Below are 24,335 nucleotides of genomic sequence, written 5' to 3'. Positions count from 1 at the left end.
TTCAGCAATGCACGTTCAAGTCGGCGTGGGTATCGAGCATCCCCCGATCAGTCCCCTCTCCCTTCGGGAGAGGGCTAGGGTGAGGGCTCTATCTGACACACCACGATCAGCCAGTCACATTGACCGCACTCGCCTGCCGACGTTGCAGGTAAATGAACAACAGCGCCGTCAGCACCGTCAGCACGCCGACCAGCGCCCCGGTCCACGGCAGATCCGCCAGATCCGCGCCGCTGGCCACCACCAGCCCGCCAATCCAGGCACCTGCTGCGTTGCCCAGATTGAACGCGCTCTGGTTCAGCGTCGAACCGAGGTTCGGCGCTTCATGCGCCTGATCGATGATCAGCAGCTGCAGAATCGGGCACAGCGCAAAGGCGAAAATCCCCCATAGCACCAGGGTGATCGCCGCCGGAATCACCGCACGGCTGGTCTGGCTGAACGCCGCCAGAATCACCACAACTGCCAGTGCCACGCCGACCAGTGACGGCAGCAAGCGGCTATCGGCCAGACGCCCGCCGAGCATGCTGCCCGCTGTCAGGCCGACGCCGAACAACAGCAGCATCACCGTCACGCCGTGGGGGCTGACGCCAGTGATGTCTTGCAGGATCGGTGCGATATACGTGAACACGCTGAACAGGCTGGTCGAGGCCAGCACGCTCATGCCCAGCGCCAACAAGACGTTGGCCTTGCCCAGCACTTTGAATTCGCTGGCGAGATTGGCCTTGTCCATCGCGATGTGTTTGGGCAACCACAACCATTGCGCCAACGCCGCCACAATGCCAATCACCGACACCGCCCAGAAGGTCGAGCGCCAGCCAGCGTATTGGCCCAGCGCTGTGCCGAGTGGCACGCCGAGCACGTTGGCCAGGGTCAGGCCGGTGAACATCATGGCAATGGCTTGCGCGCGTTTGTTCGGCGCAACCAGGCCGGCCGCAACCACCGAGCCAATGCCGAAAAACGCGCCATGACACAGCGCCGTGACCACGCGCGCCGCCATCAGCGTCGCGTAGTTCGGCGCGAGCGCGCAGAGCACGTTGCCGAGGATGAACATCAGCGTCATGCCCAGCAGTGTCGCTTTGCGCGGCATATTGGCGGTGCCGATCGCCAGGATCGGTGCGCCGAACACCACGCCCAGGGCGTAACCGGTGATCAGCAGCCCGGCATGAGGAATGCTCACCGCCAGATCGCGGGCAACGTCGGGCAGCAGGCCCATGATGACGAATTCGGTGGTGCCGATGCCGAATGCGGCAACGGCGAGTGCAAGTAAAGCGAGGGGCATGCGCAAGGTCTCTGTCGGTAGTCTTGACGCTTTGATCAGGCATACGCGTGCCAGCGACCGTTTTCGAGGAAAGCGGAGCAGGCAGCTTTTATTGGAGTTTTTTGGTGTGCAGCTGAGTACGGCGTGGTGGGTTGCAGTATAAACAGCTGCTGACACATGGCGAATCAATAATCTGACTAATCGACGGCTCACTGGAATTGCCGTGTTATATCCAGCTGAAAGAACCTTTCGGCCGGGCGCTGCTCTTAGCCTGTGGGCAGGTGCTGATCGGCATGCTGGTGATGAAGTTCTGACCGCTCGCCAATTTCTCCAATCGAAAAAAGGACGACGTTATGACAGTGGCTCTGTGGTGTGTGTTGATCGCGATTTTCCTGCCGTACGTGTGCACGATCGTGGCGAAGGCCACCGGCGGTTTCCGCCTCAAGGACAATTACGATCCACGGAACTTTCTCGACAGCGTCGATGGCGTCGCCCGTCGCGCCCACGCCGCGCAACTGAACAGCTTTGAAGTAACGCCCGCGTTTGCCGCTGCGGTGATCGTTGCGCATCTGGTCGGCACTGCGGAGCTGGTGACGGTCAATGTGCTGGCCGTGCTGTTTATCACCAGCCGCCTGCTGTACATCATTTGCTATCTGGCTGACTGGGCTGCACTGCGTTCGGTGGTGTGGTTTATCGGGATGGGGCTGATTGCTTCGTTTTTCTTTGTGTCCATCTGAAAGCAGGCTCAAAAGATCGCAGCCTGCGGCAGCTCCTACAGAGGAATGCATACTCCTGTAGGAGCTGCCGAAGGCTGCGATCTTTTGCCTTTAGGGTTTGTCAGCCACCTGCGGCACTTGCGGCAACTCTTTTCCTTTAGGCCAGAGCATCCAGATCTGCCCCTGCTGTTTCATGTCCCCGGCCAGTTGCCCGGCCGCATCACCCGTGCCCCAGAACAGATCCGCGCGCACCTCGCCGGCAATCGCGCCGCCGGTGTCCTGCGCCGCGACCGGGCGCACCAGTGGGGTGCCATCCGGTTTGGTGGTCGACAGCCATAACAGACTGCCCAACGGAATCACCTTGCGATCCACCGCCGCGCTGTAGCCGGCGGTCAGCGGCACGTTCAGCGAGCCGCGTGGGCCTTCGTTGCTGTCCGGGTTGCGGGTGAAGAACACGTAGCTCGGGTTGCTGGCCAGCAGTTCCGGAATGCGCATCGGGTTGGCCTTGGCCCAGTTGCTGATCGCGGTCATGGTCACGTCTTCTTTCTTCAGCTCGCCTTGCTCGACCAGCCAGCGACCGATCGGCCGGTACGGGTGGCCGTTCTGATCGGCGTAGGCGATGCGCAACTGTTTGCCGTCCTCGGTCTGGATCCGGCCCGAGCCCCGGATCTGCAGAAATTGCAGATTCATCGGATCAGTCAGATACGCGACCACTGGCGCTTTCACGCCTTTGGATTCAATGGTCGCCGCGTCGTCGTAAGGCTTGAGCACGCGACCTTCGAGGCGGCCGCGCAGGCGCTTGCCTTTCAATTCCGGGTAGATGCTGTCGAGCGAGACGATGATCATGTCTTCCGGCACGCCGTACACCGGCACGTTCGCCGTTGCGGTGGGCGTCAGGCTGCCGGGGTACACCGGTTCGTAGTAGCCAGTGATCAGACCGTTGGGGTTGTCGTTCTCGGCGCGCAGGCCGTAGACATCGAGATTCTGCTTGAGGAATGCACGAATCTCGGCGGCGCTTTGCGGCACATTCACCGCCGCAGCGCAGGTCGGCCCCCAGACTGCGTCGGCTTTGAGTCGGGTGCACGCGCTGCGCCGGGAACCGAAACCGGCGACCAGATCGCTGTCGGAGACAGCGGGCAAGGCTTCCCAGGTCGCGCTGGAATAGGTGGCCAGCGCATGGGTTTTTGGTTTGGCGCTGTCGCCGCCTGTGCAACCGGCGAGGATGGCGAGCAGTGGAAGGGTGACGATAAGCGGGTGACGCCAGGCCGTGAAGCGGCTGTTCATGGAGTGATTCCTGTGCCGATTGGCCGAGAGCTCCATGCGCTCGACCAACCCGTATTTTTAATAGGGCTATTGGTGTTTGGCGGTGAGCCGAGGATACTGGCCGCCGATTTCCGCGACCTGAAGCCATCATGACTCTGAAACCAATTGCTGTTGTATTGCTGGCCTGTCTGACCTTGTCCGCCTGTGGCGGCGTCGACCCGAATTCGCCGCTGGGCCAGCGCAAGGCCATCTTCAAGCAGATGCTCAAGACCAGCGAAGACCTCGGCGGCATGTTGCGCGGGCGCATTGCCTTCGACGGACCGAAATTTGCCGAGGGCGCGGTCAGACTTGATGCGTTGGCCCATGAACCGTGGAAGCATTTTCCGCAGGTGCGCGAGGAAGATCACACCAGCGCCAAGGACGATGTCTGGCAGAAACAGGCGCGTTTTCAGCAACTGGCCCGCGCCCTCGAAGCGGCAACCGGTGAACTGGTGGTCGCCAGTCAGGTTCAGCCGTACAAGGCCAGCAATCTCGGACCGGCAGTGCAGAAAGTCGAGGATGCCTGCAGTGCTTGCCATAAAGAGTTTCGCGATCATTGATTCCTGAGGCTGCTGAGTACCTTGTGGCGAGGGGATTTATCCCCGATGGGCTGCGAAGCAGCCCCAAAACCATATAACCGAGTTTTTTCAGTCGGACCCGATCAGTCGAATTTGCGACGGCTTCGCCGCCGGACGGGGATAAATCCCCTCACCACAGGGCTTGGGTTACTTATCGATCTCGTCCAGCGCTTCCTGCAGTTCCTTGCGCGACTCGGCGAGCTTTTCCTTGCGCTTGTTGATCTTCTCCGGATCGCCCTTCTTCATGGCCTTGTCGAGGTCCGCCTGACGCTGGCTGACTTCATGCTTGGCCTCAAGCACCTTGTTCTCACGCTCTTTCTTCAGCCCGGCGTCGGTGCAATGTTCGTTCACTTCACGCAGTGCGGTTTCCAGGCCTGCCTGCTGCTCCATGTTGCCGCGCGACTTGGCCTGTTCGATCTGATTGATGATGCCCTGCTTCTTGGCAGCGCAACCGGTCAGGCCCGGGCCGTCTTCTTCGGCCATGACCGGGGCGGCCATGACGCCGCAAAGAGTAAGCAGGGCGAGCGGTGCGAGAAATTTCATAAAAGCTCCATGTGCAAAGGCAATCGGGGTGGGAGGGCACTGCGCTGTTGGAGCGTCTGGCCGGCCGTTGGGTTCCCGCCGGGCGGGGATTGCAGGTTCAGAAGCCGTCGATTCCGGCGGCTTTCAGGGTGTCACTCAAAGCCAGTACCTGCGGGTCGCGAAAGAATGCGCTCAGTTGCGCCGCGCGTCCCGGGCCGATACCGGCTTCTGCCTGCCATTGTTCAGTGTCGCGTTGTGCCAGGGCCTGCCACGAATCGTCCAGTTGTGCCTGTCCGGTCGGCGGCATGCCCAGCGCTTTCAACCATCGAGCGAACGGCTGTTGCTGCGCGCCCTGAAAACTGTCGATCAGCCGTGCGCTGCTGCGCTCGCCGAGGCCGGCAATGTTAGCAAGCTCTGACGCATCGAGGGTCAGCCAATCCAGCAGGTGTTTCAGACGGCCTGTTTCCAAAAGTTTCTCCCAAGTGCCGCGACCGACATGCTGCATGGCCAGGCCCTGCTTGCCACTGAGCCAGGTCAGACGCGCGAGAAACTGGCTTTCACACCCCGGCGTCGGTTGCCAGCAGCTCAGGGCGTGGTAGTCGCCAGCATCGGGGATGTTGATGTCCGCCCGTTCGCTCCTGCGCAGCACGACACTGTCGAGGCGCGGAATGGTCAGCCCGGCCAGACTGATTGCCACCTGATCGCCGGGACGGATGTCGAGGGTTTGCCAGCGCTTGAGTGAGCTGACACTGACCCGTTTGATTTCGCGGTCATCGAGTCTGACCGGCAGCAGTTCCAGCACCGGCGTGATCCGCCCGGTGCGGCCGATCTTGAAATTGACCTTGCGCACTTCGGCCAATGCCTGGGCGAAAGGGTATTTCCAGGCGATCGCCCAATACGGCGCGCGAGCCTGCCAGCGTTCGGCGGGTGGCCGTTGGCTCTGGCGCAGCACCACGCCGTCGCTGGCAAAGGGCAGTGGCGAGCGATACCAGTGCTCGCGCCATTTTTGCGCGTCTTCGAATCGGGTGACGGGCTGGGTATAGGGCTCGGTTGTGGCGAACCCCAATGTCTGAAGTTCGGACAATCTTTCCGGCAGCCGCACAGGACCTTGCGGCCAGTCCCAGACAAACAGGCCGATCCCGGCGGCCTGTTCAACATCGAGTGTTTTACGTCCCATCAGCCCGGCGACGGTGGCGCGGGCATTGACGCTGCCGGACTGTGATTGAACATGCGCGCTCAGGCGCCAATAGAGTTCGCCCTGTACCAGCAGATCCCGTGGCTGCCTCAACCGTTGCGGAATGGCTGCAATCCTGCGCGCGGAGGCGGTCCAGTCCTGGCCGTTGACCCCGTCACCGCGACTGATGGCCTGCTGCAATATCCCCTGGCGGTAGATCAGCGTGACAGCCACGCCGTCGACCTTGGGCTGCACCCAGACGTTCTGGCGATCACGCAACCAGTGGGCGACGTCTTCGGCTTTGTGCAGCTTGTCCAGACCGGTGTGGGCGATGGGGTGGGTGACCGGGCCGGACGCGGTGTGCAACGGCTGCGGGGATGAGGGTTGGTTGAAACAGGCTTGCCATTCTTTCAGCCGCAGTCGGGACTGGTCATAGAGTTCGTCGCTGATCAATGAACGGCCTTCGCGGTGATAGGCGTCGTCCCATTGGTCGATCCGGTTTTGCAGGGTGGTGATTTCGCGTTGGGCTTGGGAACGATCCCAGTTCGGACAGTTGGCTTGGCTGACAAGGGTGATGAGTGCCAGCAGGAAGGCCAGCAACAGGCGCAGTGTGAAGAGCATCGTTGAGCGTCCTTGCTCGGGGGTAATATTTGAAGGGTAGGTGAGGATTCGAAATGCGTTACCGGGGGTGTTTTTCGAGGTGTTTCCGGATTCTGAATTGACGTTGCATGAGCGGGCGCCTTCGCGAGCAGGCTCGCTCCCGCAGGGATCTCAAAAATCTGTCAGGCATGAAAAAGCCCCGCACGGCGCGAACCGTGCGGGGCTTTCTTGCAGCCAGGGTATTACAGGCCAGCGGCGGAACGCAGGGCGTCGGCGCGGTCGGTTTTTTCCCAGGTGAACGTGGTGAAGCTGTCTTCGCCAACGGTCTTGGTCTGCGGCGCGCGACCGAAGTGGCCGTAGGCTGCGGTTTCCTGGTACATCGGGTGCAGCAGGTCGAGCATGGTGGTGATCGCGTATGGACGCAGGTCGAACACTTCACGCACCAGTTTGATGATCTTGTCATCGCTGATCTTGCCGGTGCCGAAGGTGTTCAACGAGATCGACGTAGGCTGGGCCACACCGATCGCGTAGGACACCTGAATCTCGCAACGCTCGGCAAGGCCGGCCGCAACGATGTTCTTGGCCACGTAACGGCCTGCGTAGGCAGCCGAACGGTCAACCTTCGATGGATCCTTGCCGGAGAACGCGCCGCCGCCGTGACGGGCCATGCCGCCGTAGCTGTCGACGATGATCTTGCGACCGGTCAGACCGCAGTCACCTACCGGGCCGCCAATGATGAACTGGCCGGTCGGGTTGATGTGGAACTGGGTGTCCTTGCTCAGCAGTTCGGCAGGCAGTACGTGCTTGACGATCAGCTCCATTACGCCTTCGCGCAGGTCTTTGTACGACACTTCCGGGTTGTGCTGGGTCGACAGAACCACAGCGTCGATGCCGACAACCTTGCCGCCTTCGTAACGGCAGGTCACTTGCGACTTGGCATCCGGACGCAGCCAAGGCAGCAGGCCCGACTTGCGTGCTTCAGCCTGACGCTGCACCAGCTGGTGCGAGAAGGTGATCGGCGCTGGCATCAAAACGTCGGTTTCGTTGCTGGCGTAGCCGAACATCAGGCCCTGGTCGCCGGCGCCCTGATCTTCAGGCTTGGCGCGGTCAACACCCTGGTTGATGTCAGGGGACTGCTTGCCGATGATGTTCATCACGCCGCAGGTCGCGCCGTCGAAGCCGACTTCGGAGCTGGTGTAGCCGATGTCGCAAATCACGTCACGAACGATCTGCTCCAGGTCGACCCAGGCGCTGGTGGTCACTTCACCGGCAACGATGGCTACGCCGGTCTTGACCAGGGTTTCCACAGCCACGCGAGCGTGTTTGTCCTGGGCAATAATGGCGTCCAGCACCGCATCGGAAATCTGGTCGGCGATTTTGTCCGGATGTCCTTCAGACACGGACTCGGAGGTGAAGAGGGAGTATTCGCTCATCTCGATGTTTTCCTGAATTTACCGATGGTGAGTGTCGCCAGCCGGTCGCTGAAAGTGGCGAACCTGGATCTGGAAACCATTACGTAAGCCTACATAGAGGCTTTCCCCGGGAACGAGTCCCGCAGCGGTGGCCCAACGGGCCAGATCGTCCTGTTCAAACCCCAACCAGAGATCACCGCAGGCCTCCCTGGCCCAACTCTGGTTGTGGCTACATAACTCTGTCACGAGCAGGCTACCGCCCGGTTGCAGCAAATCGGCCATGTGCCTGAGCGCATCGGCCGGAGCGGCGAAATGGTGCAGGACCATGTTCAGCACCACGCAATGGGCCTTGAGGCTTGTGCCGTTCAATGCATCGGCCAATTGCAGGCTGACGTTAGCCAACTGTTCACGTTCACACACCTGACGCGCCAGTTCGAGCATCGCCGGGCTGTTGTCCAGCGCGGTTACGGTGCCGAAACGACGGGCCAGTTCCGGCAGAAAAGCACCATCGCCGGGGCCGACTTCAATGGCCGTGGCTGCACCATCGAAGTTCAGTTTGTCGAGCAGGGCCAGCACGCTGTCACGGTACTGCGGCAGGCCTGCGATCAAATCTTGCTGGGCACGGAATTTCTCCGCGACCCGGGCGAAAAAGTCCCGGCTGGCGGCGGCACGCTGACCATGAACCTGCTCGATGCGTGCTTGCACTTCATCAGGCAGATCCAGATTGTCGACTTCTTCCAGCAATGCCGCGTGCAGCTTGCCGCCGAGCAATTCGCTGTGGGGCAGGGCACGACGATAGAAAATCGCGTTGCCCTCACGGCGTGTCGCCACCAGGTCGGCTTGCGCCAGCACCTTGAGGTGATGGCTCATGCCCGACTGGCCGATGCCGAAAATCTGCGCCAGCTCCAGCACGCCAAACGAATCGTTGGCCAGCGCGCGCAATACATTCAGCCGCAGCGGATCGCCGCCGGCCTTGCACAGGGCCGCCAGCTCGTCGCAATCGTCATGGCGAATGGAAGGCACGCGTAAGTTCATAGGGCTGGCAGTCTAGAGACGGGGGCAAGGCACCGCAAGGTCAATATCAAAAAGTTTTGATATTGCTCGATAAATGGCACTTCTCGGCGGACGGCAGTCTCTACAAACGAATAGCGGAAAGGTTTCACCAAGCGAAACCTGTGCTATCGATTGGAAAAACGCCTGCCGATGACTATCTGTCATTGCCCCGAGGCGCATGGGTGAGGGAAAATGCCCTCCTTTTTCCGTTTCAGTCTATTCACACCCAGGAGATCAGCGATGCCTAGCCGTCGTGAGCGTGCCAACGCCATTCGTGCCCTCAGCATGGATGCCGTGCAAAAAGCCAACAGCGGCCATCCCGGTGCCCCTATGGGTATGGCAGATATTGCCGAAGTGCTGTGGCGCGACTACCTCAAGCACAACCCGAGCAACCCGTCGTTCGCCGACCGTGACCGCTTCGTGCTGTCCAACGGCCACGGCTCGATGTTGATCTACTCGCTGCTGCACCTGACCGGCTACGACCTGTCGATCGACGACCTCAAGCAGTTCCGTCAACTGCACAGCCGCACTCCAGGCCACCCGGAATTCGGTTACACCCCGGGCGTCGAAACCACCACCGGCCCGCTGGGTCAGGGTCTGGCCAACGCCGTCGGTTTCGCTCTGGCTGAAAAAGTCATGGGCGCGCAGTTCAACCGTCCCGGCCACAACATCGTTGATCACCACACCTACGTGTTCCTCGGTGATGGCTGCATGATGGAAGGCATTTCCCACGAGGTCGCCTCCCTGGCCGGCACGCTGGGCCTGGGCAAGCTGATTGCCTTCTACGATGACAACGGCATTTCCATCGACGGTGAAGTCGAAGGCTGGTTCACCGATGACACGCCGAAGCGTTTCGAAGCCTACAACTGGCAGGTGATCCGCAACGTCGACGGCCATGATCCGGAAGAGATCAAGACCGCCATCGAAACCGCACGCAAGAGCGCTCAACCGACGCTGATCTGCTGCAAGACCACCATCGGTTTCGGTTCGCCGAACAAGCAGGGCAAGGAAGATTGCCACGGCGCCCCACTGGGTGACGCGGAAATCGCCCTGACCCGTCAGGCGCTGAACTGGAACTACGGCCCGTTCGAAATCCCGGCCGACATCTATGCCGAGTGGGATGCCAAAGAAGCTGGCCGCGCGGTCGAAGCCGAGTGGGATCAGCGTTTCGCCGCTTACTCCGCTGCATTCCCGACTGAAGCCAACGAGCTGATTCGTCGTCTGAGCGGCGAACTGCCGGCCGACTTCTCGGAAAAAGCCTCGGCTTACATCGCCGAAGTCGCCGCCAAGGGCGAAACCATCGCCAGCCGCAAAGCCAGCCAGAACACCCTCAACGCTTTCGGCCCGCTGCTGCCGGAAATGCTCGGCGGTTCGGCTGACCTCGCCGGCTCCAACCTGACCCTGTGGAAAGGCTGCAAAGGCGTCAGCGCTGAAGACGCCAGCGGCAACTACATGTACTACGGCGTGCGCGAGTTCGGCATGACCGCGATCATGAACGGCGTCGCCCTGCACGGCGGTCTGGTGCCTTACGGCGCGACCTTCCTGATGTTCATGGAATACGCACGCAACGCGGTACGTATGTCGGCTTTGATGAAGAAGCGCGTGATTCACGTGTACACCCACGACTCTATCGGTCTGGGCGAAGACGGCCCGACGCACCAGCCGATCGAGCAATTGACCAGCCTGCGCAGCACGCCGAACCTCGACACCTGGCGTCCAGCCGATGCCGTGGAATCGGCAGTGGCCTGGAAAAACGCGCTGGAGCGCAAGGACGGCCCGTCGGCGCTGATCTTCTCGCGGCAGAACCTGCAGCACCAGGAACGCGACGCTGGCCAGATTGCCAACATCAGCCGTGGTGGTTATGTGCTCAAGGACTGCGCAGGCGAGCCTGAGCTGATCCTGATCGCCACCGGTTCGGAAGTCGGTCTGGCCGTGCAAGCCTTCGACAAACTGACCGAGCAGGGCCGCAAGGTTCGCGTGGTCTCGATGCCTTGCACCAGTGCGTTCGATGCTCAGGATGCGGAGTACAAGCAGTCGGTTCTGCCGTTGCAGGTCAGCGCGCGTATCGCCATCGAAGCGGCCCACGCCGATTTCTGGTTCAAGTACGTGGGTCTGGAAGGTCGTGTGATCGGCATGACCACCTACGGTGAGTCGGCGCCGGCTTCGGCATTGTTCGAAGAGTTCGGTTTTACCCTGGAAAACATCCTCGGTCAGGCTGAAGAGCTGCTGGAAGACTAAGCAGTACGAATGCGGTGGCCCTGGCCGCCGCGTTCCCCTGTAGGAGCTGCCGAAGGCTGCGATCTTTTGATCTTGATCTTAAAAACAAGATCAAAAGATCGCAGCCTCGTTTCACTCGTCAGCTCCTACATGGGGTTGTGTTGTTAGCGAATCTATCGAGAACCCCATGCCTCAACCGCGTCCCTACAAAGTTGCACTCAACGGCTACGGCCGCATTGGTCGTTGCGTCTTGCGGGCGTTGTTCGAGCGCGGCGCTAAGGCCGGGTTTGAAATTGTCGCGATCAACGATCTGGCCGACATGGCCAGCATCGAATACCTGACACGCTTCGACTCCACCCACGGCCGCTTTCCCGGCGAAGTGCGGGTTGAAGGCGATTGTCTGCATATCAATGGCGACTGCGTGAAGGTCCTGCGCAGTGCCACCCCTGAAGGCATCGATTGGGCGTCGCTGGGCGTCGATCTGGTGCTTGAGTGCTCCGGCGCTTACCACACCCGTGCCGATGGCCAGCGTTTTCTCGACGCCGGCGCACCGCGTGTGCTGTTCTCGCAGCCGATGGCCAGCGAAGCGGATGTCGACGCCACCATCGTCTACGGCGTCAATCAGGACTGCCTGACCGGCGACGAACTGCTGGTGTCCAATGCCTCCTGCACGACAAATTGCGGCGTGCCGCTGCTGCGCCTGCTCGATCAGGCGATCGGCCTCGATTACGTGTCGATCACCACGATTCACTCGGCGATGAACGATCAGCCAGTGATCGACGCCTATCACCACGAAGACCTGCGCCGCACGCGTTCGGCGTTCCAGTCGGTGATCCCGGTGTCCACTGGTCTGGCGCGCGGTATCGAGCGCCTGCTGCCGGAACTTGCCGGGCGAATTCAGGCCAAAGCCGTGCGCGTGCCGACAGTCAACGTGTCCTGCCTCGACATCACGATGCAGACCGCCACGGCGACTGACGCCAATGAGGTCAACCGGATCCTGCGCGAAGCCGCCACCAGCGGCCCGCTCAAAGGCCTTCTGGCCTATACCGAGTTGCCGCACGCCAGCTGTGATTTCAACCATGACCCACATTCGGCCATCGTCGATGCCAGCCAGACCCGAGTTTCCGGCCCCAAACTGGTGAACATCCTGGCCTGGTTCGACAACGAGTGGGGTTTTGCCAACCGAATGCTGGACGTTGCAGATCACTATCTGCAAACAGCAACTTCAAAAAAACCGTAGGAAGTGCGACCCATGACCGTGTTGAAGATGTCCGACCTCGATCTGCAAGGTAAGCGCGTATTGATCCGCGAAGACCTCAACGTCCCCGTCAAGGACGGTGTTGTCACTAGCGACGCGCGCATCCTGGCTTCGCTGCCGACCATCAAGCTGGCCCTGGAAAAAGGCGCGGCGGTGATGGTCTGCTCGCACCTGGGCCGTCCGACCGAAGGCGAGTTCTCCGCCGAAAACAGCCTGAAACCTGTCGCCGACTACCTGAGCAAAGCGCTGGGCCGCGAAGTGCCGCTGGTGGCTGACTACCTCGGTGGCGTGGAGGTCAAGGCTGGCGACATCGTGCTGTTCGAAAACGTACGCTTCAACAAGGGCGAGAAGAAGAACGCCGACGACCTGGCCCAGCAATACGCAGCCCTGTGCGATGTGTTCGTGATGGATGCTTTCGGTACTGCTCACCGCGCCGAGGGTTCGACCCATGGTGTAGCCAAGTTCGCCAAAGTCGCTGCCGCCGGCCCGTTGCTGGCCGCTGAGCTGGATGCACTGGGCAAAGCCCTCGGCGCGCCGGCCAAGCCAATGGCAGCCATCGTTGCCGGCTCCAAGGTGTCGACCAAACTCGACGTGCTGAACAGCCTGAGCCAGATCTGCGATCAACTGATCGTCGGCGGCGGCATCGCCAACACCTTCCTCGCGGCGGCTGGTCACCCGGTCGGCAAGTCGCTGTACGAACCGGACCTGCTCGACACCGCCCGTGAAATCGCTGCCAAAGTCAGCGTACCGTTGCCGGTTGACGTTGTGGTCGCCAAGGAATTTGCCGAAAGCGCTGAAGCGACCGTCAAGCTGATCGCTGACGTGGCGGCTGACGACATGATTCTCGACATCGGTCCGCAAACTGCAGCCAATTTCGCCGAGCTGCTGAAATCGTCGAAAACCATTCTGTGGAACGGCCCGGTTGGCGTGTTCGAGTTCGATCAGTTCGGCAACGGCACCAAAGTGCTGGCCCAGGCTATCGCCGAAAGCTCGGCATTCTCCATCGCGGGCGGTGGCGACACCCTGGCGGCGATCGATAAATATGGCGTGGCTGAGCAGATCTCCTACATTTCCACCGGTGGTGGCGCGTTCCTCGAATTCGTCGAGGGCAAGGTGCTGCCTGCCGTTGAAGTCCTGGAAAGCCGGGCCAAGGCCTGAGGCCGCCCGTTTGGCCAGGCAAAGGAGTGTTCACATGGTCAAGTCGTTAGCGCTGTTGTTGCTGACCGGTACGCTGGCGGCCTGCGGGAGCACCCCGAAGGCTGACGCGACGCCAGCACCGAGCGAGCCGCAGAAGGGCTGTTATCAGGCCGACTGGCAGGCCGAAACCAACCCGGTGCTGAACAAGCGCTCGGGGCCGGACGGCCTGGACAAATACGAGACGCAAACCCCGGTCAAGGAACATGGTTGTCCTTGACGGGTCTGACTCTTTAACTCAGGGCTGGCGGCATGCGTCGTCAGCCGAGGAACACGGATGAAAGGCTTGATCGCCGTTGCGGCGTTGGCATTGTTGGGTGGTTGCGCGCAGTTGAACCTGTTTCAGTCGTCGGCCCCGGCAGACAACTGGACGACCTGGACCTGCGACAGTCAGGCCAAGGTGTTTTGGCGTTACGCCGATGCCGGCCAGAAGGAAGTCGACGTTCGCCTCGGCGGCGGTGATCAGGTCTATCGCCTGAAAGAAGAGCCGGGCGCCTCGGGCACGCTGTACAGCGACGGCATGCTGGCGTTTCACGTCAAGGGTGACGAAGGCCTGGTGTACTGGGTCGCCACCAATGACCTGATTGGCCGTGGTTGCAAGGCGCAGTAATTGACACACCACAGTTCTACTGTGGGAGCGAGCCTGCTCGCGAAAGCGGCCTGGCAGGCACTGCATCAGCGACTGCAAGATTGCTTTCGCGAGCAGGCTCGCTCCCACAGGGGATCTGTGTAGTTCTTGGAATTTGCTTTACCGAATCACCAGGTCGGGCCTCAACCCCCGATCTGCATTAACTTGAATAGCCGCCGCCGCTCCGGCAGGCTGGCACGATCAACGACCCTCAACCGGGAGAGACACACACAATGGCACTTATCAGCATGCGCCAGATGCTGGACCACGCAGCCGAGTTCGGCTACGGCGTTCCAGCCTTCAACGTCAACAACCTTGAGCAGATGCGCGCCATCATGGAAGCCGCTGACAAGACTGACTCCCCGGTGATCGTCCAGGCTTCGGCCGGCGCCCGCAAATACGCCGGCGCACCGTTCCTGCGTCACTTGATCCTGGCCGCGATCGAAGAATTTCCGCACATCCCGGTGTGCATGCACCAGGACCACGGCACCAGCCCTGACGTCTGCCAGCGTTCGATTCAACTGGGCTTCAGCTCGGTAATGATGGACGGCTCGCTGGGCGAAGACGGCAAGACCCCGACCGACTACGACTACAACGTCCGCGTTACCCAACAAACCGTGGCCATGGCTCACGCCTGCGGCGTTTCGGTAGAGGGCGAGCTGGGTTGCCTGGGTTCGCTGGAAACCGGCATGGCCGGTGAAGAAGACGGCATCGGCGCTGAAGGCGTTCTGGATCACAGCCAGATGCTGACCGACCCGGAAGAAGCCGCTGACTTCGTCAAGCGCACCCAGGTCGACGCCCTGGCCATCGCCATCGGCACCAGCCACGGCGCCTACAAGTTCACCAAGCCACCCACCGGCGACGTGCTGGCGATCGACCGCATCAAGGAAATCCACAAGCGCATCCCGAATACCCACCTGGTGATGCACGGTTCGTCTTCGGTTCCGCAAGAGTGGCTGGCGATCATCAACCAGTACGGCGGCGACATCAAAGAAACCTACGGCGTCCCGGTTGAAGAGATCGTCGAAGGCATCAAGCACGGCGTGCGCAAGGTCAACATCGACACCGACCTGCGCCTGGCCTCCACTGGCGCCATGCGTCGCCTGATGGCCACCAACCCGAGCGAATTCGACCCACGTAAATTCTTCGGCGCAACCGTGACTGCAATGCGCGATGTATGTATCGCTCGTTATGAAGCGTTCGGTACTGCCGGTAATGCCTCGAAGATCAAACCGATCTCGCTGGAAGCGATGTACCAGCGTTATCTGAAGGGTGAGTTGAACGCCAAGGTCAACTGAGCCTGAGGGTTGAGCTGATTAAAAAGAAACCCGCCGAGAGGCGGGTTTTTTGTGGGCAACTATTACGCCTGACGAAGTGATTTAAAGTAAGAGCAATTTATAATGCTTCGAAGATTCAGCAGATCTCGCTGGAGGCGATCTATCCGCGTCATCGGAAGGATGAGATAAACGTTGAGGTTAACTGATTTATCCAGTTTTATCGGTAATAAAAAAGTCAGCTTCTTGTGAATTTGATTCCGTATGTCTGGCCGACATTCGGCCCACCTGATTCAACTTTAACTGTACCTTCCAAGTAGCTGTCGGTCCCGTCAGACGATTTCATCTTGATCGAGAGAGAGCTTGGGCCATGGTTAAGCTCATCTCTTTTCGTGGCATCTGATTTCGCTTGAAGATTAAAAGACCTGGTGGGTTTTGTATAGGTGCCAGTGACGATGAAATCTAGTCCGCAATAGTCCATGTAGCCTTTGCTTATATTGCCGTTTTGCTGGCCTAGATCGTCAAATTTAAGTGTGGCGGCATGTTGCTCACTAGCGTTGAATACGAAGCCATTGTAAGTTTTCATGATGTTCACCTTCTGCATTCGAGTATTAAAGTCAAATAGGATGTCTCCTATTGCGTTCATGAGATTAGGCAAGAAAGGCTTGCAGGTAACCTGATATAAATGACAGTTATTTATAATATTTAGCTATGGATGATGCGTGCGGACTTAATTTTTTGATCTGTGGGATGAGCCAGTGAAATAGTCTGCGGGGTTACTGGAGGAGTTCGATGTATCGGCGTGTCCCCTTTATCGGTCCCTTTGTCGATGAAGGTCATAGATGCTATTTAACATTATTCAATAGGTCTGGTGCATGCTGAGCCGTTGGACACCATAGAAAACGTAAAAGCAAAAATTCAAGATAAAGAGGGTATTTCACCCGATCAGCAACGCCTGATTTTTGCTGGCAAACAGCTCGACGATGGTCGAGCATTGTCTGACTACAAGAAAAAAGGAGCAGTTTTTGACTTGGTCCTTAGATGGTAGAACGGTAATCACGGCTTCCGCTGTATTGTTTTTTGTGACCGCCGAGCTGTAGATCCGGTTATTGAACGTCCGGTGATGCGGAAAGGATTTTGAAGATCAATCCGATCTCGCTGAGGTGCGATCTTTCGATTTGTCTTTTCAGCATCCAAAACAATCAAAAGATCGTAGCCCGCAGTGGCTCTTACAGGAGGACGTAAGCTACTTGTCGTGATCAATATCCAGTTTGGTAAACGTCACCTGTCCACCCTCACTGGTATAGCCGGTGTTGTCCTGCACATACACGCCGGCCTTGAAGTACAGCGGCTTGTCGCGCCAGGTCGCGCTGATCTGGGAGTCCCACTGATAGCCCGCCGCACTCACGCCCAGGGCACCGCCGGGGCTCAAGTGGATGAGGTAGTTGAATTCGCGATCAAGCTTGACGCCGGTGGCGAGGGTGATGACGCGGCTTTCGGCGTCGTCCGGGCGCATGCGCACTTTGATCACCAGATTGCCGGTCTGGGTTTTTTCCTTGTACTGGTATTCGAGCTTGACCATCGGCCGCTGGCTTTCGTACGCGTGAATCTGGCCGATGACGATCTTGCCCGAGCTCGGCACCTTGTTCACTGCGAGGGTGGCGCGCAGCAGGTTGTCGGCGTCCGGGTAGTACCAGTTGCGCAGGGTGCCGTTGCTGTAGGTTTCGCGCAGTTCGGTACGCGGGTAGATGGCGTTTTCGGTTTTCGAGCCAGTCACCGGGGACCAGAAGAACAGGGTGCCGGTATCGGAATGGAAGTACTGATCCTTGAAGCCATCCACCAGTTTCGAGGTTTCAACGGTGTACGGCGGGCTGCCAACAGGAACGCTGAGGTTCCAGGTTGCGAGGTCGATCATGACGGTTCTTCCAATCAATTCATCCGGAACGTCGGTGCCAGAAGCTCTAGCCCGCGCGTTTTCGGGCGTCTTTATAAGCGTAGCGGCAATTTTTGTTAATGCCCGTCCGGCGATTACTTGACGTCAAAGTCCTGTCGAAATGCCATCCCGCCCGGTTTTCGGGGGCTGTAGCGGTGACCGTTAGTCGGCTGGGTTGAGCATTGTTTAAATGATGGCGGGATGACAGCTTCTGCTTTCACTGATCCGCGTCTAGAGTGAAGGCTCAGTACGTCTATGGTTTTGCCGGCAACCGGTCCCGATAAGAGAAGCAGCATGGAATGCGCGCAACCCCAGCCAGGTGAAGGCAGCTCGGTCCTTTTGATCGTCGATGATTACCCCGAAAATCTGATCAGCATGCGCGCGTTGCTGCAGCGTCAGGATTGGCACGTGATGACCGCCGCCTCGGGTTTCGAGGCGCTGAACCTTTTGCTCGAACACGACATCGACCTGGTCCTGCTCGATGTGCAGATGCCCGGCATGGACGGTTTCGAGGTCGCGCGCTTGATGCGCGGCAGCCAGCGTACGCGGCTGACACCGATCATTTTCCTCACCGCCAACGAGCAATCCCAGGATGCCGTGATCAAGGGCTATGCCAGTGGCGCGGTGGATTACCTGTTCAAGCCGTTCGATCCGCAAATTCTCAAGCCCAAAGTCCAGGCGCTACTCGAGCACCAGCGCAATCGCCGTGCCCTGCAACGCCTGAGTCATGACCTGGAAGTGGCGCGCGCTTTCAATGCCTCGGTGCTGGACAACGCCGCCGAAGGCATTCTGGTGTTGAGCGAGGACGGCGTGATCCGCTTCGCCAACCCGGCGATTTCGCGACTGCTCAATGCGCCGGTGAAGGATCTGGAAGGCAAGGAGTTTCTCGATTTCCTGCAGAAGCCACATATTCCCCTGTGGGCCGATTCCGAGTTCTACGCCGGCTACCAACGCGGGGAAACCCTGCGCCTGCATGATGCGTTGTTGCGCACCGCGCCTGGGCAGCAAGTGCCGGTGGCCTTGTCCTGCGCACCGCTGCCCTCGGAACAGCATGCGATGGTGGTGACGGTGCTGGACATGTCGGTGGTGCGTCACTTGCACCAGCAACTGGAATTCCAGGCGGTAACCGATCCGCTGACCGGGCTGCTCAACCGGCGCGGGTTCTACCAGACCGTCGAAAACCTGCTGTTGCGCGGCGAGCGCAGCGACAGCAGCTGGGTGCTGCTCTACCTCGATCTCGATGGCTTCAAGCGGGTCAATGATTCTCTCGGTCACGATGCCGGCGACCGCGTGTTGCGCTGGGTTTCCGAGCAATTGAAAGCGTGCCTGCGGCCGTTCGATATTCTCGCGCGCATGGGCGGCGATGAATTCACCGCGCTGCTGGATCTGGAATTCCCCGAGCAAGCGGCGAAGATTGCCGAAAAACTCATCGAACGGGTATCGGTGTGTCAGCAGATCGAAGGTCTGGATATCGTTCTTGGCGCCAGTATCGGCATCGCCACCTATCCTGACTGCGGGCGCAATCTGGACGGCTTGCTGCGCGCCTCGGACATCGCTATGTACGAGGCCAAGCGCGCCGGGCGTCAGCAATATCGTTTCTATGACCCTGAAATGAACGGCCGCGCACGCTCGCGTCTGATGCTGGAAGACAGCGTGCGTGAGGCCATCGAGAATCGCGATTTCAATCTGGTCTATCAACCGCAGGTGGCGATCGGCAGCGGACAGATCCGTGGGTTCGAGGCGTTGCTGCGCTGGCAGCATCCGAGCGTCGGCGATGTGCCGCCGGGGTTGTTTCTGCCTTTGCTGGAAGAGGCGCGCTTGATCAGTCGCCTCGGCAGCTGGATCTATCACCGTGGCGCCGGTCAGCGTAAAGCCTGGGAAACCTTGTTCGCTGAAGATCTGGTGCTCGGCGTGAGCCTGAGCAATACCCAGTTCGGCCTGCCGAATCTGGTCACTGAATTGCGTCAAGTCATGGAACGCCATGCGCTGCAACCGCGGCAACTGGAAGTCGAAGTCACCGAAGAAGCGTTGATGCAAGACCCGGACGAAACCCGCAAGCAACTGCGGCTGCTGCGTCATCTCGGGGTGCGCGTGGCGCTGGATGATTTTGGTTCGGGGCCGTGTTCGCTGGCGCATCTGCGCGATCTGGAGCTGGACACGCTGAAGCTCGACCGCCACTTGATCGCGCGCCTGCCGGACTCGCCTCGTGATGCGGCGCTGGTGCGCATGGTCATCGACCTGTGCAAGCAATACGGTCTGCTGGTGATCGCCGAAGGAGTGGAAACCCTCGAGCAATATCAGTGGCTGCAAGCCCATGGCTGCGAATACGTGCAGGGCTTCCTCGTCGCGCGGCCGTTGATCGCCGAAGACGCGGTCAGCTTCGTCGAACCGTTTGACTGGAGCGCGCTGCCCGGTTGAATTCGCTACACTGGCGGACCTTTTTCGAACCGCGTCGCTTGTCCATGACTGTGTTGAAGTACCTCCAGGCCTACCCCGCGCAATTGCAGGATCAGGTGCGCCAACTGATAGCCGAAGGGCGTCTGGGTGAATACCTGAATCAGCGCTATTCAGGGCGACACGACGTGCAGAGCGACAAGGCCTTGTACAGCTACGCGCTGGATCTCAAGCAGCAGTACATGCGCAATGCGCCGGCCATCGACAAAGTGCTGTTCGACAACCGCCTCGACCTGACCCACCGCGCGCTCGGTCTGCACACCACGGTGTCACGGGTGCAGGGCGGCAAGCTCAAGGCCAACAAGGAAATCCGCATCGCCGCGCTGTTCAAGGACGCCGCGCCGGATTTTCTGAAGATGATCGTGGTGCACGAGCTGGCGCACTTCAAGGAATCGGATCACAACAAGGCGTTCTATAAACTGTGCGAGCACATGCTGCCGGGGTATCACCAGATCGAGTTCGATCTGCGTGTGTACCTGACGTGGCGGGATATGCAGGCTTGACCAATCAGGAAGGTGTGGATGGACGTCAGCAAGACCAAAAGCAGTTTCTATCGCCGTTTGTACGTGGCTTATCTCATCGATAGCGGCCTGGCGCCGAGTGTGCCGACGCTGACCGAAGTCACTGGCATGCCGCGACGCACGGCGCAGGACACGATTGCCGCGCTGGCCGATCTGGACATCATCTGCGAGTTCGAACAGGAAGAGGGCGCACGCAATCATGCCGGGCGCTATCGGATTCGTGAGTGGGGAGCGATTGATCGCGGATGGATCGAGCGCAATTTGCGGCAGATAAAAGCGGTGCTGGAATACCCCTGAATCCAGCCGCGCCTGAACTGACGCAATCGCTGGCAGCTCCCACAGGGATCTCCAGCGAACACGGTTTTCGTGAACGAGCGATGAACCTGTGGGAGCTGGCTTGCCAGCGATGAGGCCCTCAAGAACGACGCATGCCGATATGTGGAATGTCATCCTCAAGATATTCCTCACCCACCACGACAAACCCGTACCTGCCGTAATACCCCTGCAGATGCGCCTGCGCCGACAAATAGATCGGCACCTGCGGCCAGTGCTTTTCGGCCTGCTTCAGCGCCTGTTCCATCATCGCGTGGCCCAGCCCTTTGCCACGGCCGGCGGGCGCGGTCACCACGCGGCCAATCACCACGTCGCCGCCCTGTGATTCCGGGTCCAGCAGGCGCAGATAAGCCATCAACTGATCATCCTCCCAGCCCATCAGGTGATGGGTATCGCCCTCCAGATCCTGGCCGTCGAGATCCGGGTAGGCGCATTTCTGTTCGACCACGAATACATCAGAGCGCAGCTTCAACAATGCGTACAACTGCTCTTTGCCCAGATCACGATGATGTTTGCAGATCCACTCGATTGTCATTTTTCGATTCCTTGACCATGTCGCCCGATACTAAGCGCAGCTGCGCCATATGTCTGTATGGCGCAACAGTCTGTGATAAAGGTCAAAATGCCACCATTCCTTTCTCGCGGCCGCCGAGACTTTGTGTAATCTGCTCAAGAGCACTGCGCACTGGTTCCCATGAGCTAATGTTCAATGCTTGGGTTTTGCCGGTAAGGGGCCTTTGGTTTTGACGTGAAACCACGTCGGGCGGTTGCCCGCTGAGGATGTTCAAGCATGCTGCGATTGCTTCAAGCCGTTGCTTTGATCGGACTGCTGGTGCTGGGCCAGGATGCTGCGGCGCAGAAGCTGCGGCTGGCGTTCGATAATTGGCCGCCGTTTACCGACGATGCACTGGTCAACGGTGGACTGGCCACCGACATTGTCAGCACCGCACTGGCTCGCGCCGGTTATGCCAGCGGTTACGAACAAGTGCCGTGGGCGCGAGCATTGCTGGGGATTGGCGAGGGGCGTTACGACGTACTGGTCAATGCCTGGTACAACGACGAACGCACACAGATCGGTCAGTTTTCCGGTGAGTACCTGATCAACCGCATCCGCTTCCTCAAGCGCAAAGACGCACCCATCGACTACAGCAATCTCGAGCAACTGCACACTTACCCGATTGCCGTGGTGCGCGGGTATGCCTATTCCGCCCCTTTCGATGCGGATACGGCGATGCAGAAAGTCCCTGTGCACAACTTCGCCATGGGCGTGCGCATGCTCGCGGCGGATCGGGTCAAGCTGACGCTTGAAGATGAGTACGTAGCGAAGTATTACCTGGCGCGGGAATCGGCCAAGGTACGCAATTCGGTGGAGTTTTTACCCAAGCCGTTGAGTGAGAACAGCCTGCATATTCTGGTCAGCCTGAAGAATCCGCAGCATGAGCAGATCGTCGCCGGGTTTGATCGAGCGATCGAGGCGATGAAGGCTGACGGGACTTATGAGAAGTTATTGCGGCGGCATGGAATGTGAAGGGTGATCCGGCAATTTCTTTGTGGCTGATGACCTCTTCTCGAGCAGGCTCGCTCCCACAATTTGAAATGCATACCCTGTGGGAGCGAGCCTGCTCGCGAACGCGTCGTCTCAGGCGCCGCTGATTTCGGCAGTGTCCTTGATCAAATGCGCCGCTAACGTCCGAAGCGGCCCCAACTGCCGGCAAATCAGCGCCAATTGTGTCTGCACCAGTCGCTGCCCCTCATCAATCTCGTCCGGCATCTGCTCCAGCTCATTGGCCAGCGCTTCCTCGTCATCACTCTGAATCGCAATCGGCTGCTTGCTCGCCAGGCCTTGGGCGATTTCGTCGATGCTGGTCGCCAGTTTCACCCCGGCGCCTTCGATCAAATGCTCGCGCACCTCCGCTGGCAACTGTGTTTCACGGTGCGCGCCGAGCCCTGACAAATAGCTGAGCAACGTGTGCGATAGCACCAGGAAGCGGAAGCCGACATCCGCCTCCTTACGGAAATGCCCCGGCTCCATGAGCATGTTCGCCAGTGTCGTCGACAGCGCCGCGTCAGCGTTATGGGCGTTGCGTCGGGCCAGGCGATAAGCGAGGTCATCGCTTTTGCCGGCGGCGTATTGCTGCATGATCTGGCGCAGGTAGATGCTGTTGCAGGTCAGGGTGTTGGCCAGCACTTTGTTCAGGCGCCGACCCTGCCAGTCCGGCAGGAACAGGAACACCGCCAGACCTGCGATCAGGCTGCCCAGCAGGGTATCGAACAGCCGTGGCAGGAACAGCCCGTAGCCATCGCCGACCTGATTGAAGCAGAACAGCACCATGATCGTGATCGCCGCCGTTGCCAGGGTGTAGCGGGTGGTGCGGTTGGTAAAGAACACCACACCGGCAGCGATGGCGAAGCACGATTGCACCACCGGGTTGGGGAACAGATCGAACAGCGCCCAGGCCACCGTCAGGCCAATGGCCGTGCCGATGATCCGCTGGCCGAGTTTGCGCCGGGTCGCGCCGTAGTTCGGCTGGCAGACGAACAGCGTGGTGAGGATGATCCAGTAGCCTTGCGACGGGTGGATCAGGTGCACCATGCCGTAGCCGATGCTCAGTGCCAGCGGTAGGCGCAGGGCATGGCGGAACAGCAGCGAGGTCGGCGTCAGTTGCGTACGCAGGCGAATCCACACGTCCTTGAGATTACGCGGTGAGCGGTCGAGCAGGCTGCTGTCGGTGGCGTCCGCCAGGGCATCGGGGTTGCTGGCATCGCTGAGCAGTCGGTCGAGGGTGCCGAGGTTGGCCGCCAAGGCGCGCAGCGAGCGCAGCAGGCCGCGCCATGCCGGGTTGCTCTGGATGCGTAAATGTTCGAGGGAGGCATGCAGGTCGTTCAGGGCTTCGGCGAAACTGGCGTCATAGATGAACGGCTGGCGCATCTGGATCGATTCGGCCAACGCCCGGCAGGCCTTGCCTTGCTGGCGCAGCAGGCGCTGGCAGCGGAACAGCACGTCGCTGTGGAAGAACGCCTCGGCCAGCGCGTTGTAAGGATAGTGCGAAGAGCTGGCGCGTTCGTGAATGTCCTGCGCGAGGAAATACAGCTTCAGATAACGGCTGACTTTCGAGCCGGGTCGACCGTTGCCGACCCGATGCAGGATGATTTCCTTGGCCGTGTTCAGGGCGGCGACCACCCGGCCATTCTGCTGCGCCAGTTCGAGCCGCCGGGCTTCGACATCCATCTGCCGGATCGGCTCGAACAGCGAAGATTTCAGCTTCAGATAAAGGCCCAGCTCGCGGAACAGCCGCGCCAGGCTCTGCTGCACCGGTTGATTGGAAAACAGCGCCTGCCACAGCACCGAGAGCAGGCCGTACCACGCCGCACCAGCGACCAGCAGCATCGGTTCGTGCCAGAAATCAGTGACCGCGCCGCCGCGCTGATCAACGCCGATCATTGTGTACACCGACAGAATCAGCGTCGCCGAGGCGATCGCACCGTAGCGCTCGCCCAGCGCACCGAGCATGGTCAGGCCGAAACTGGCCAGTGCCAGGGCCACGGCGAAAATGATCGGGTAGGGAAACAGCAATTCCACCGACAGCGCGGCGATGCTGAAACACACCAGTGTCACCGCGAGGGCGTTGAGACGACCCTGCCAACTGTCGTCGGTCTCGGCCAGGGCGCTGGCGATGATGCCGAGGAACAACGGGATCAGCAGGCCCATTTCATCCTGATACCAGCACAGCGCCATGCTGCCGGTCAGGGCGATGAATACCCGCACGCTGTAGCTGAATTTATCCAGCGCCCACAGGCGCCGCAAAGACTGACGAAACGAGGTCGAGGACATGAAGTGCGAAGGCCTTCCGAGGCGATGCCGCTAAATTGAGCCAGTAATGACGCCGACGCAATGGCGCCGAGCACATCTG

23 protein-coding genes are annotated in these 24,335 nt (G+C 59.9%); 13 read left to right on the top strand and 10 right to left on the bottom strand.

Features of this window, described 5'->3' with window-relative positions:
* Positions 1-106: 106 nt before the first annotated feature.
* On the bottom strand, positions 107-1,276 hold the full coding sequence (locus tag AB4O12_RS19555) for an MFS transporter (protein WP_150743445.1): 1,170 nt from the start codon (positions 1,274-1,276) through the stop codon (positions 107-109).
* Positions 1,277-1,608: 332 nt separating this feature from the next.
* On the opposite strand from AB4O12_RS19555, the gene AB4O12_RS19550 reads away from it, so the two are divergent.
* Positions 1,609-1,992, top strand: coding sequence for an MAPEG family protein (locus tag AB4O12_RS19550; protein WP_460059560.1), 384 nt, complete (start codon positions 1,609-1,611; stop codon positions 1,990-1,992).
* 90 nt (positions 1,993-2,082) lie between these two features.
* On the opposite strand, the gene mltA is transcribed toward AB4O12_RS19550, so the two are convergent.
* Entirely contained in the window at positions 2,083-3,255 is a 1,173-nt protein-coding gene (gene mltA, locus AB4O12_RS19545; protein WP_460059558.1) for a murein transglycosylase A, read from the bottom strand.
* A gap of 128 nt (positions 3,256-3,383) precedes the next feature.
* Between mltA and AB4O12_RS19540 the strand changes: the two genes are divergently transcribed.
* Positions 3,384-3,833: a c-type cytochrome gene (locus AB4O12_RS19540; RefSeq protein ID WP_095181353.1), complete on the top strand. Its 450-nt coding sequence runs from the start codon at positions 3,384-3,386 to the stop codon at positions 3,831-3,833.
* A 165-nt stretch (positions 3,834-3,998) separates the two neighbouring features.
* On the opposite strand, the gene AB4O12_RS19535 is transcribed toward AB4O12_RS19540, so the two are convergent.
* From AB4O12_RS19535 to AB4O12_RS19520, 4 genes are all read right to left on the bottom strand, one after another.
* Positions 3,999-4,394 (bottom strand): DUF1090 domain-containing protein, encoded by a 396-nt coding sequence (locus AB4O12_RS19535; protein ID WP_016772779.1) that lies wholly within the window; start codon positions 4,392-4,394, stop codon positions 3,999-4,001.
* A gap of 97 nt (positions 4,395-4,491) precedes the next feature.
* Entirely contained in the window at positions 4,492-6,168 is a 1,677-nt protein-coding gene (ligB, locus tag AB4O12_RS19530) for an NAD-dependent DNA ligase LigB (protein WP_460059555.1), read from the bottom strand.
* A 221-nt stretch (positions 6,169-6,389) separates the two neighbouring features.
* Complete coding sequence (gene metK, locus AB4O12_RS19525) at positions 6,390-7,580, bottom strand: methionine adenosyltransferase (RefSeq protein ID WP_024014624.1); 1,191 nt, start codon at positions 7,578-7,580, stop codon at positions 6,390-6,392.
* 18 nt (positions 7,581-7,598) lie between these two features.
* Positions 7,599-8,594, bottom strand: a complete 996-nt coding sequence (locus tag AB4O12_RS19520; protein ID WP_056786470.1) for an ArsR/SmtB family transcription factor — start codon at positions 8,592-8,594, stop codon at positions 7,599-7,601.
* A gap of 258 nt (positions 8,595-8,852) precedes the next feature.
* Here AB4O12_RS19520 and tkt point away from each other — a divergent pair, with 258 nt between their 5' ends.
* From tkt to fba, 6 genes are all read left to right on the top strand, one after another.
* Entirely contained in the window at positions 8,853-10,850 is a 1,998-nt protein-coding gene (gene tkt, locus AB4O12_RS19515) for a transketolase (protein ID WP_150636886.1), read from the top strand.
* A gap of 166 nt (positions 10,851-11,016) precedes the next feature.
* The gene (epd, locus tag AB4O12_RS19510) at positions 11,017-12,069 is read left to right on the top strand and encodes an erythrose-4-phosphate dehydrogenase (RefSeq protein ID WP_042606605.1); all 1,053 of its coding nucleotides are present in this window, start codon (positions 11,017-11,019) and stop codon (positions 12,067-12,069) included.
* A gap of 12 nt (positions 12,070-12,081) precedes the next feature.
* Entirely contained in the window at positions 12,082-13,245 is a 1,164-nt protein-coding gene (locus tag AB4O12_RS19505) for a phosphoglycerate kinase (RefSeq protein WP_016772785.1), read from the top strand.
* Positions 13,246-13,279: 34 nt separating this feature from the next.
* The gene (locus AB4O12_RS19500; protein ID WP_016772786.1) at positions 13,280-13,501 is read left to right on the top strand and encodes a hypothetical protein; all 222 of its coding nucleotides are present in this window, start codon (positions 13,280-13,282) and stop codon (positions 13,499-13,501) included.
* Positions 13,502-13,558: 57 nt separating this feature from the next.
* Positions 13,559-13,891, top strand: coding sequence for an MliC family protein (locus AB4O12_RS19495; protein WP_310218927.1), 333 nt, complete (start codon positions 13,559-13,561; stop codon positions 13,889-13,891).
* A gap of 251 nt (positions 13,892-14,142) precedes the next feature.
* Positions 14,143-15,207: a class II fructose-bisphosphate aldolase gene (gene fba, locus AB4O12_RS19490; RefSeq protein ID WP_008081027.1), complete on the top strand. Its 1,065-nt coding sequence runs from the start codon at positions 14,143-14,145 to the stop codon at positions 15,205-15,207.
* Between the two features lie 214 nt (positions 15,208-15,421).
* Here the strand turns inward: fba and AB4O12_RS19485 are convergent, their stop codons facing one another.
* Positions 15,422-15,769, bottom strand: a complete 348-nt coding sequence (locus tag AB4O12_RS19485) for a hypothetical protein (RefSeq protein WP_137214280.1) — start codon at positions 15,767-15,769, stop codon at positions 15,422-15,424.
* Positions 15,770-16,054: 285 nt separating this feature from the next.
* Between AB4O12_RS19485 and AB4O12_RS19480 the strand changes: the two genes are divergently transcribed.
* The gene (locus AB4O12_RS19480) at positions 16,055-16,231 is read left to right on the top strand and encodes a ubiquitin-like protein (protein WP_460059549.1); all 177 of its coding nucleotides are present in this window, start codon (positions 16,055-16,057) and stop codon (positions 16,229-16,231) included.
* A 198-nt stretch (positions 16,232-16,429) separates the two neighbouring features.
* Here AB4O12_RS19480 and AB4O12_RS19475 read toward each other — a convergent pair whose 3' ends face one another.
* A complete protein-coding gene (locus AB4O12_RS19475) occupies positions 16,430-17,098 on the bottom strand; it encodes a polysaccharide lyase family 7 protein (protein WP_016772792.1) in 669 nt (222 codons plus the stop codon).
* Between the two features lie 312 nt (positions 17,099-17,410).
* Between AB4O12_RS19475 and AB4O12_RS19470 the strand changes: the two genes are divergently transcribed.
* The 3 genes from AB4O12_RS19470 to AB4O12_RS19460 are packed head-to-tail and all read left to right on the top strand — an operon-like array spanning position 17,411 to position 20,388.
* Entirely contained in the window at positions 17,411-19,534 is a 2,124-nt protein-coding gene (locus AB4O12_RS19470) for a putative bifunctional diguanylate cyclase/phosphodiesterase (RefSeq protein WP_041476777.1), read from the top strand.
* A 44-nt stretch (positions 19,535-19,578) separates the two neighbouring features.
* On the top strand, positions 19,579-20,073 hold the full coding sequence (locus AB4O12_RS19465; protein ID WP_038861199.1) for a YgjP-like metallopeptidase domain-containing protein: 495 nt from the start codon (positions 19,579-19,581) through the stop codon (positions 20,071-20,073).
* Between the two features lie 18 nt (positions 20,074-20,091).
* A complete protein-coding gene (locus AB4O12_RS19460; RefSeq protein WP_016772794.1) occupies positions 20,092-20,388 on the top strand; it encodes a winged helix-turn-helix domain-containing protein in 297 nt (98 codons plus the stop codon).
* A 118-nt stretch (positions 20,389-20,506) separates the two neighbouring features.
* On the opposite strand, the gene AB4O12_RS19455 is transcribed toward AB4O12_RS19460, so the two are convergent.
* Positions 20,507-20,959: a GNAT family N-acetyltransferase gene (locus AB4O12_RS19455; protein ID WP_252868404.1), complete on the bottom strand. Its 453-nt coding sequence runs from the start codon at positions 20,957-20,959 to the stop codon at positions 20,507-20,509.
* Positions 20,960-21,214: 255 nt separating this feature from the next.
* Between AB4O12_RS19455 and AB4O12_RS19450 the strand changes: the two genes are divergently transcribed.
* Positions 21,215-21,952 carry a substrate-binding periplasmic protein gene (locus AB4O12_RS19450; RefSeq protein ID WP_041476775.1) on the top strand — a complete coding sequence of 246 codons (738 nt, stop codon included), beginning with the start codon at positions 21,215-21,217 and terminating at the stop codon, positions 21,950-21,952.
* Positions 21,953-22,063: 111 nt separating this feature from the next.
* Here AB4O12_RS19450 and yccS read toward each other — a convergent pair whose 3' ends face one another.
* Positions 22,064-24,256, bottom strand: coding sequence for a YccS family putative transporter (yccS, locus tag AB4O12_RS19445; protein ID WP_252868403.1), 2,193 nt, complete (start codon positions 24,254-24,256; stop codon positions 22,064-22,066).
* Between the last annotated feature and the right edge of the window lie 79 nt (positions 24,257-24,335).

The organism is Pseudomonas sp. S2_A05, assembly GCF_054668485.1.
Note: the sequence above shows the minus strand (reverse complement) of the source record. Positions and strands in the feature narration are given on the sequence as shown.

Coding starts and splice junctions, on each gene's coding strand:
- AB4O12_RS19555 (WP_150743445.1), bottom strand. CDS start 1,276: ATGCCCCTCGCTTTACTTGCACTCGCCGTTGCCGCATTCGGCATCGGC.
- AB4O12_RS19550 (WP_460059560.1), top strand. CDS start 1,609: ATGACAGTGGCTCTGTGGTGTGTGTTGATCGCGATTTTCCTGCCGTAC.
- mltA (WP_460059558.1), bottom strand. CDS start 3,255: ATGAACAGCCGCTTCACGGCCTGGCGTCACCCGCTTATCGTCACCCTT.
- AB4O12_RS19540 (WP_095181353.1), top strand. CDS start 3,384: ATGACTCTGAAACCAATTGCTGTTGTATTGCTGGCCTGTCTGACCTTG.
- AB4O12_RS19535 (WP_016772779.1), bottom strand. CDS start 4,394: ATGAAATTTCTCGCACCGCTCGCCCTGCTTACTCTTTGCGGCGTCATG.
- ligB (WP_460059555.1), bottom strand. CDS start 6,168: ATGCTCTTCACACTGCGCCTGTTGCTGGCCTTCCTGCTGGCACTCATC.
- metK (WP_024014624.1), bottom strand. CDS start 7,580: ATGAGCGAATACTCCCTCTTCACCTCCGAGTCCGTGTCTGAAGGACAT.
- AB4O12_RS19520 (WP_056786470.1), bottom strand. CDS start 8,594: ATGAACTTACGCGTGCCTTCCATTCGCCATGACGATTGCGACGAGCTG.
- tkt (WP_150636886.1), top strand. CDS start 8,853: ATGCCTAGCCGTCGTGAGCGTGCCAACGCCATTCGTGCCCTCAGCATG.
- epd (WP_042606605.1), top strand. CDS start 11,017: ATGCCTCAACCGCGTCCCTACAAAGTTGCACTCAACGGCTACGGCCGC.
- AB4O12_RS19505 (WP_016772785.1), top strand. CDS start 12,082: ATGACCGTGTTGAAGATGTCCGACCTCGATCTGCAAGGTAAGCGCGTA.
- AB4O12_RS19500 (WP_016772786.1), top strand. CDS start 13,280: ATGGTCAAGTCGTTAGCGCTGTTGTTGCTGACCGGTACGCTGGCGGCC.
- AB4O12_RS19495 (WP_310218927.1), top strand. CDS start 13,559: ATGAAAGGCTTGATCGCCGTTGCGGCGTTGGCATTGTTGGGTGGTTGC.
- fba (WP_008081027.1), top strand. CDS start 14,143: ATGGCACTTATCAGCATGCGCCAGATGCTGGACCACGCAGCCGAGTTC.
- AB4O12_RS19485 (WP_137214280.1), bottom strand. CDS start 15,769: ATGAAAACTTACAATGGCTTCGTATTCAACGCTAGTGAGCAACATGCC.
- AB4O12_RS19475 (WP_016772792.1), bottom strand. CDS start 17,098: ATGATCGACCTCGCAACCTGGAACCTCAGCGTTCCTGTTGGCAGCCCG.
- AB4O12_RS19470 (WP_041476777.1), top strand. CDS start 17,411: ATGGAATGCGCGCAACCCCAGCCAGGTGAAGGCAGCTCGGTCCTTTTG.
- AB4O12_RS19465 (WP_038861199.1), top strand. CDS start 19,579: ATGACTGTGTTGAAGTACCTCCAGGCCTACCCCGCGCAATTGCAGGAT.
- AB4O12_RS19460 (WP_016772794.1), top strand. CDS start 20,092: ATGGACGTCAGCAAGACCAAAAGCAGTTTCTATCGCCGTTTGTACGTG.
- AB4O12_RS19455 (WP_252868404.1), bottom strand. CDS start 20,959: ATGACAATCGAGTGGATCTGCAAACATCATCGTGATCTGGGCAAAGAG.
- AB4O12_RS19450 (WP_041476775.1), top strand. CDS start 21,215: ATGCTGCGATTGCTTCAAGCCGTTGCTTTGATCGGACTGCTGGTGCTG.
- yccS (WP_252868403.1), bottom strand. CDS start 24,256: ATGTCCTCGACCTCGTTTCGTCAGTCTTTGCGGCGCCTGTGGGCGCTG.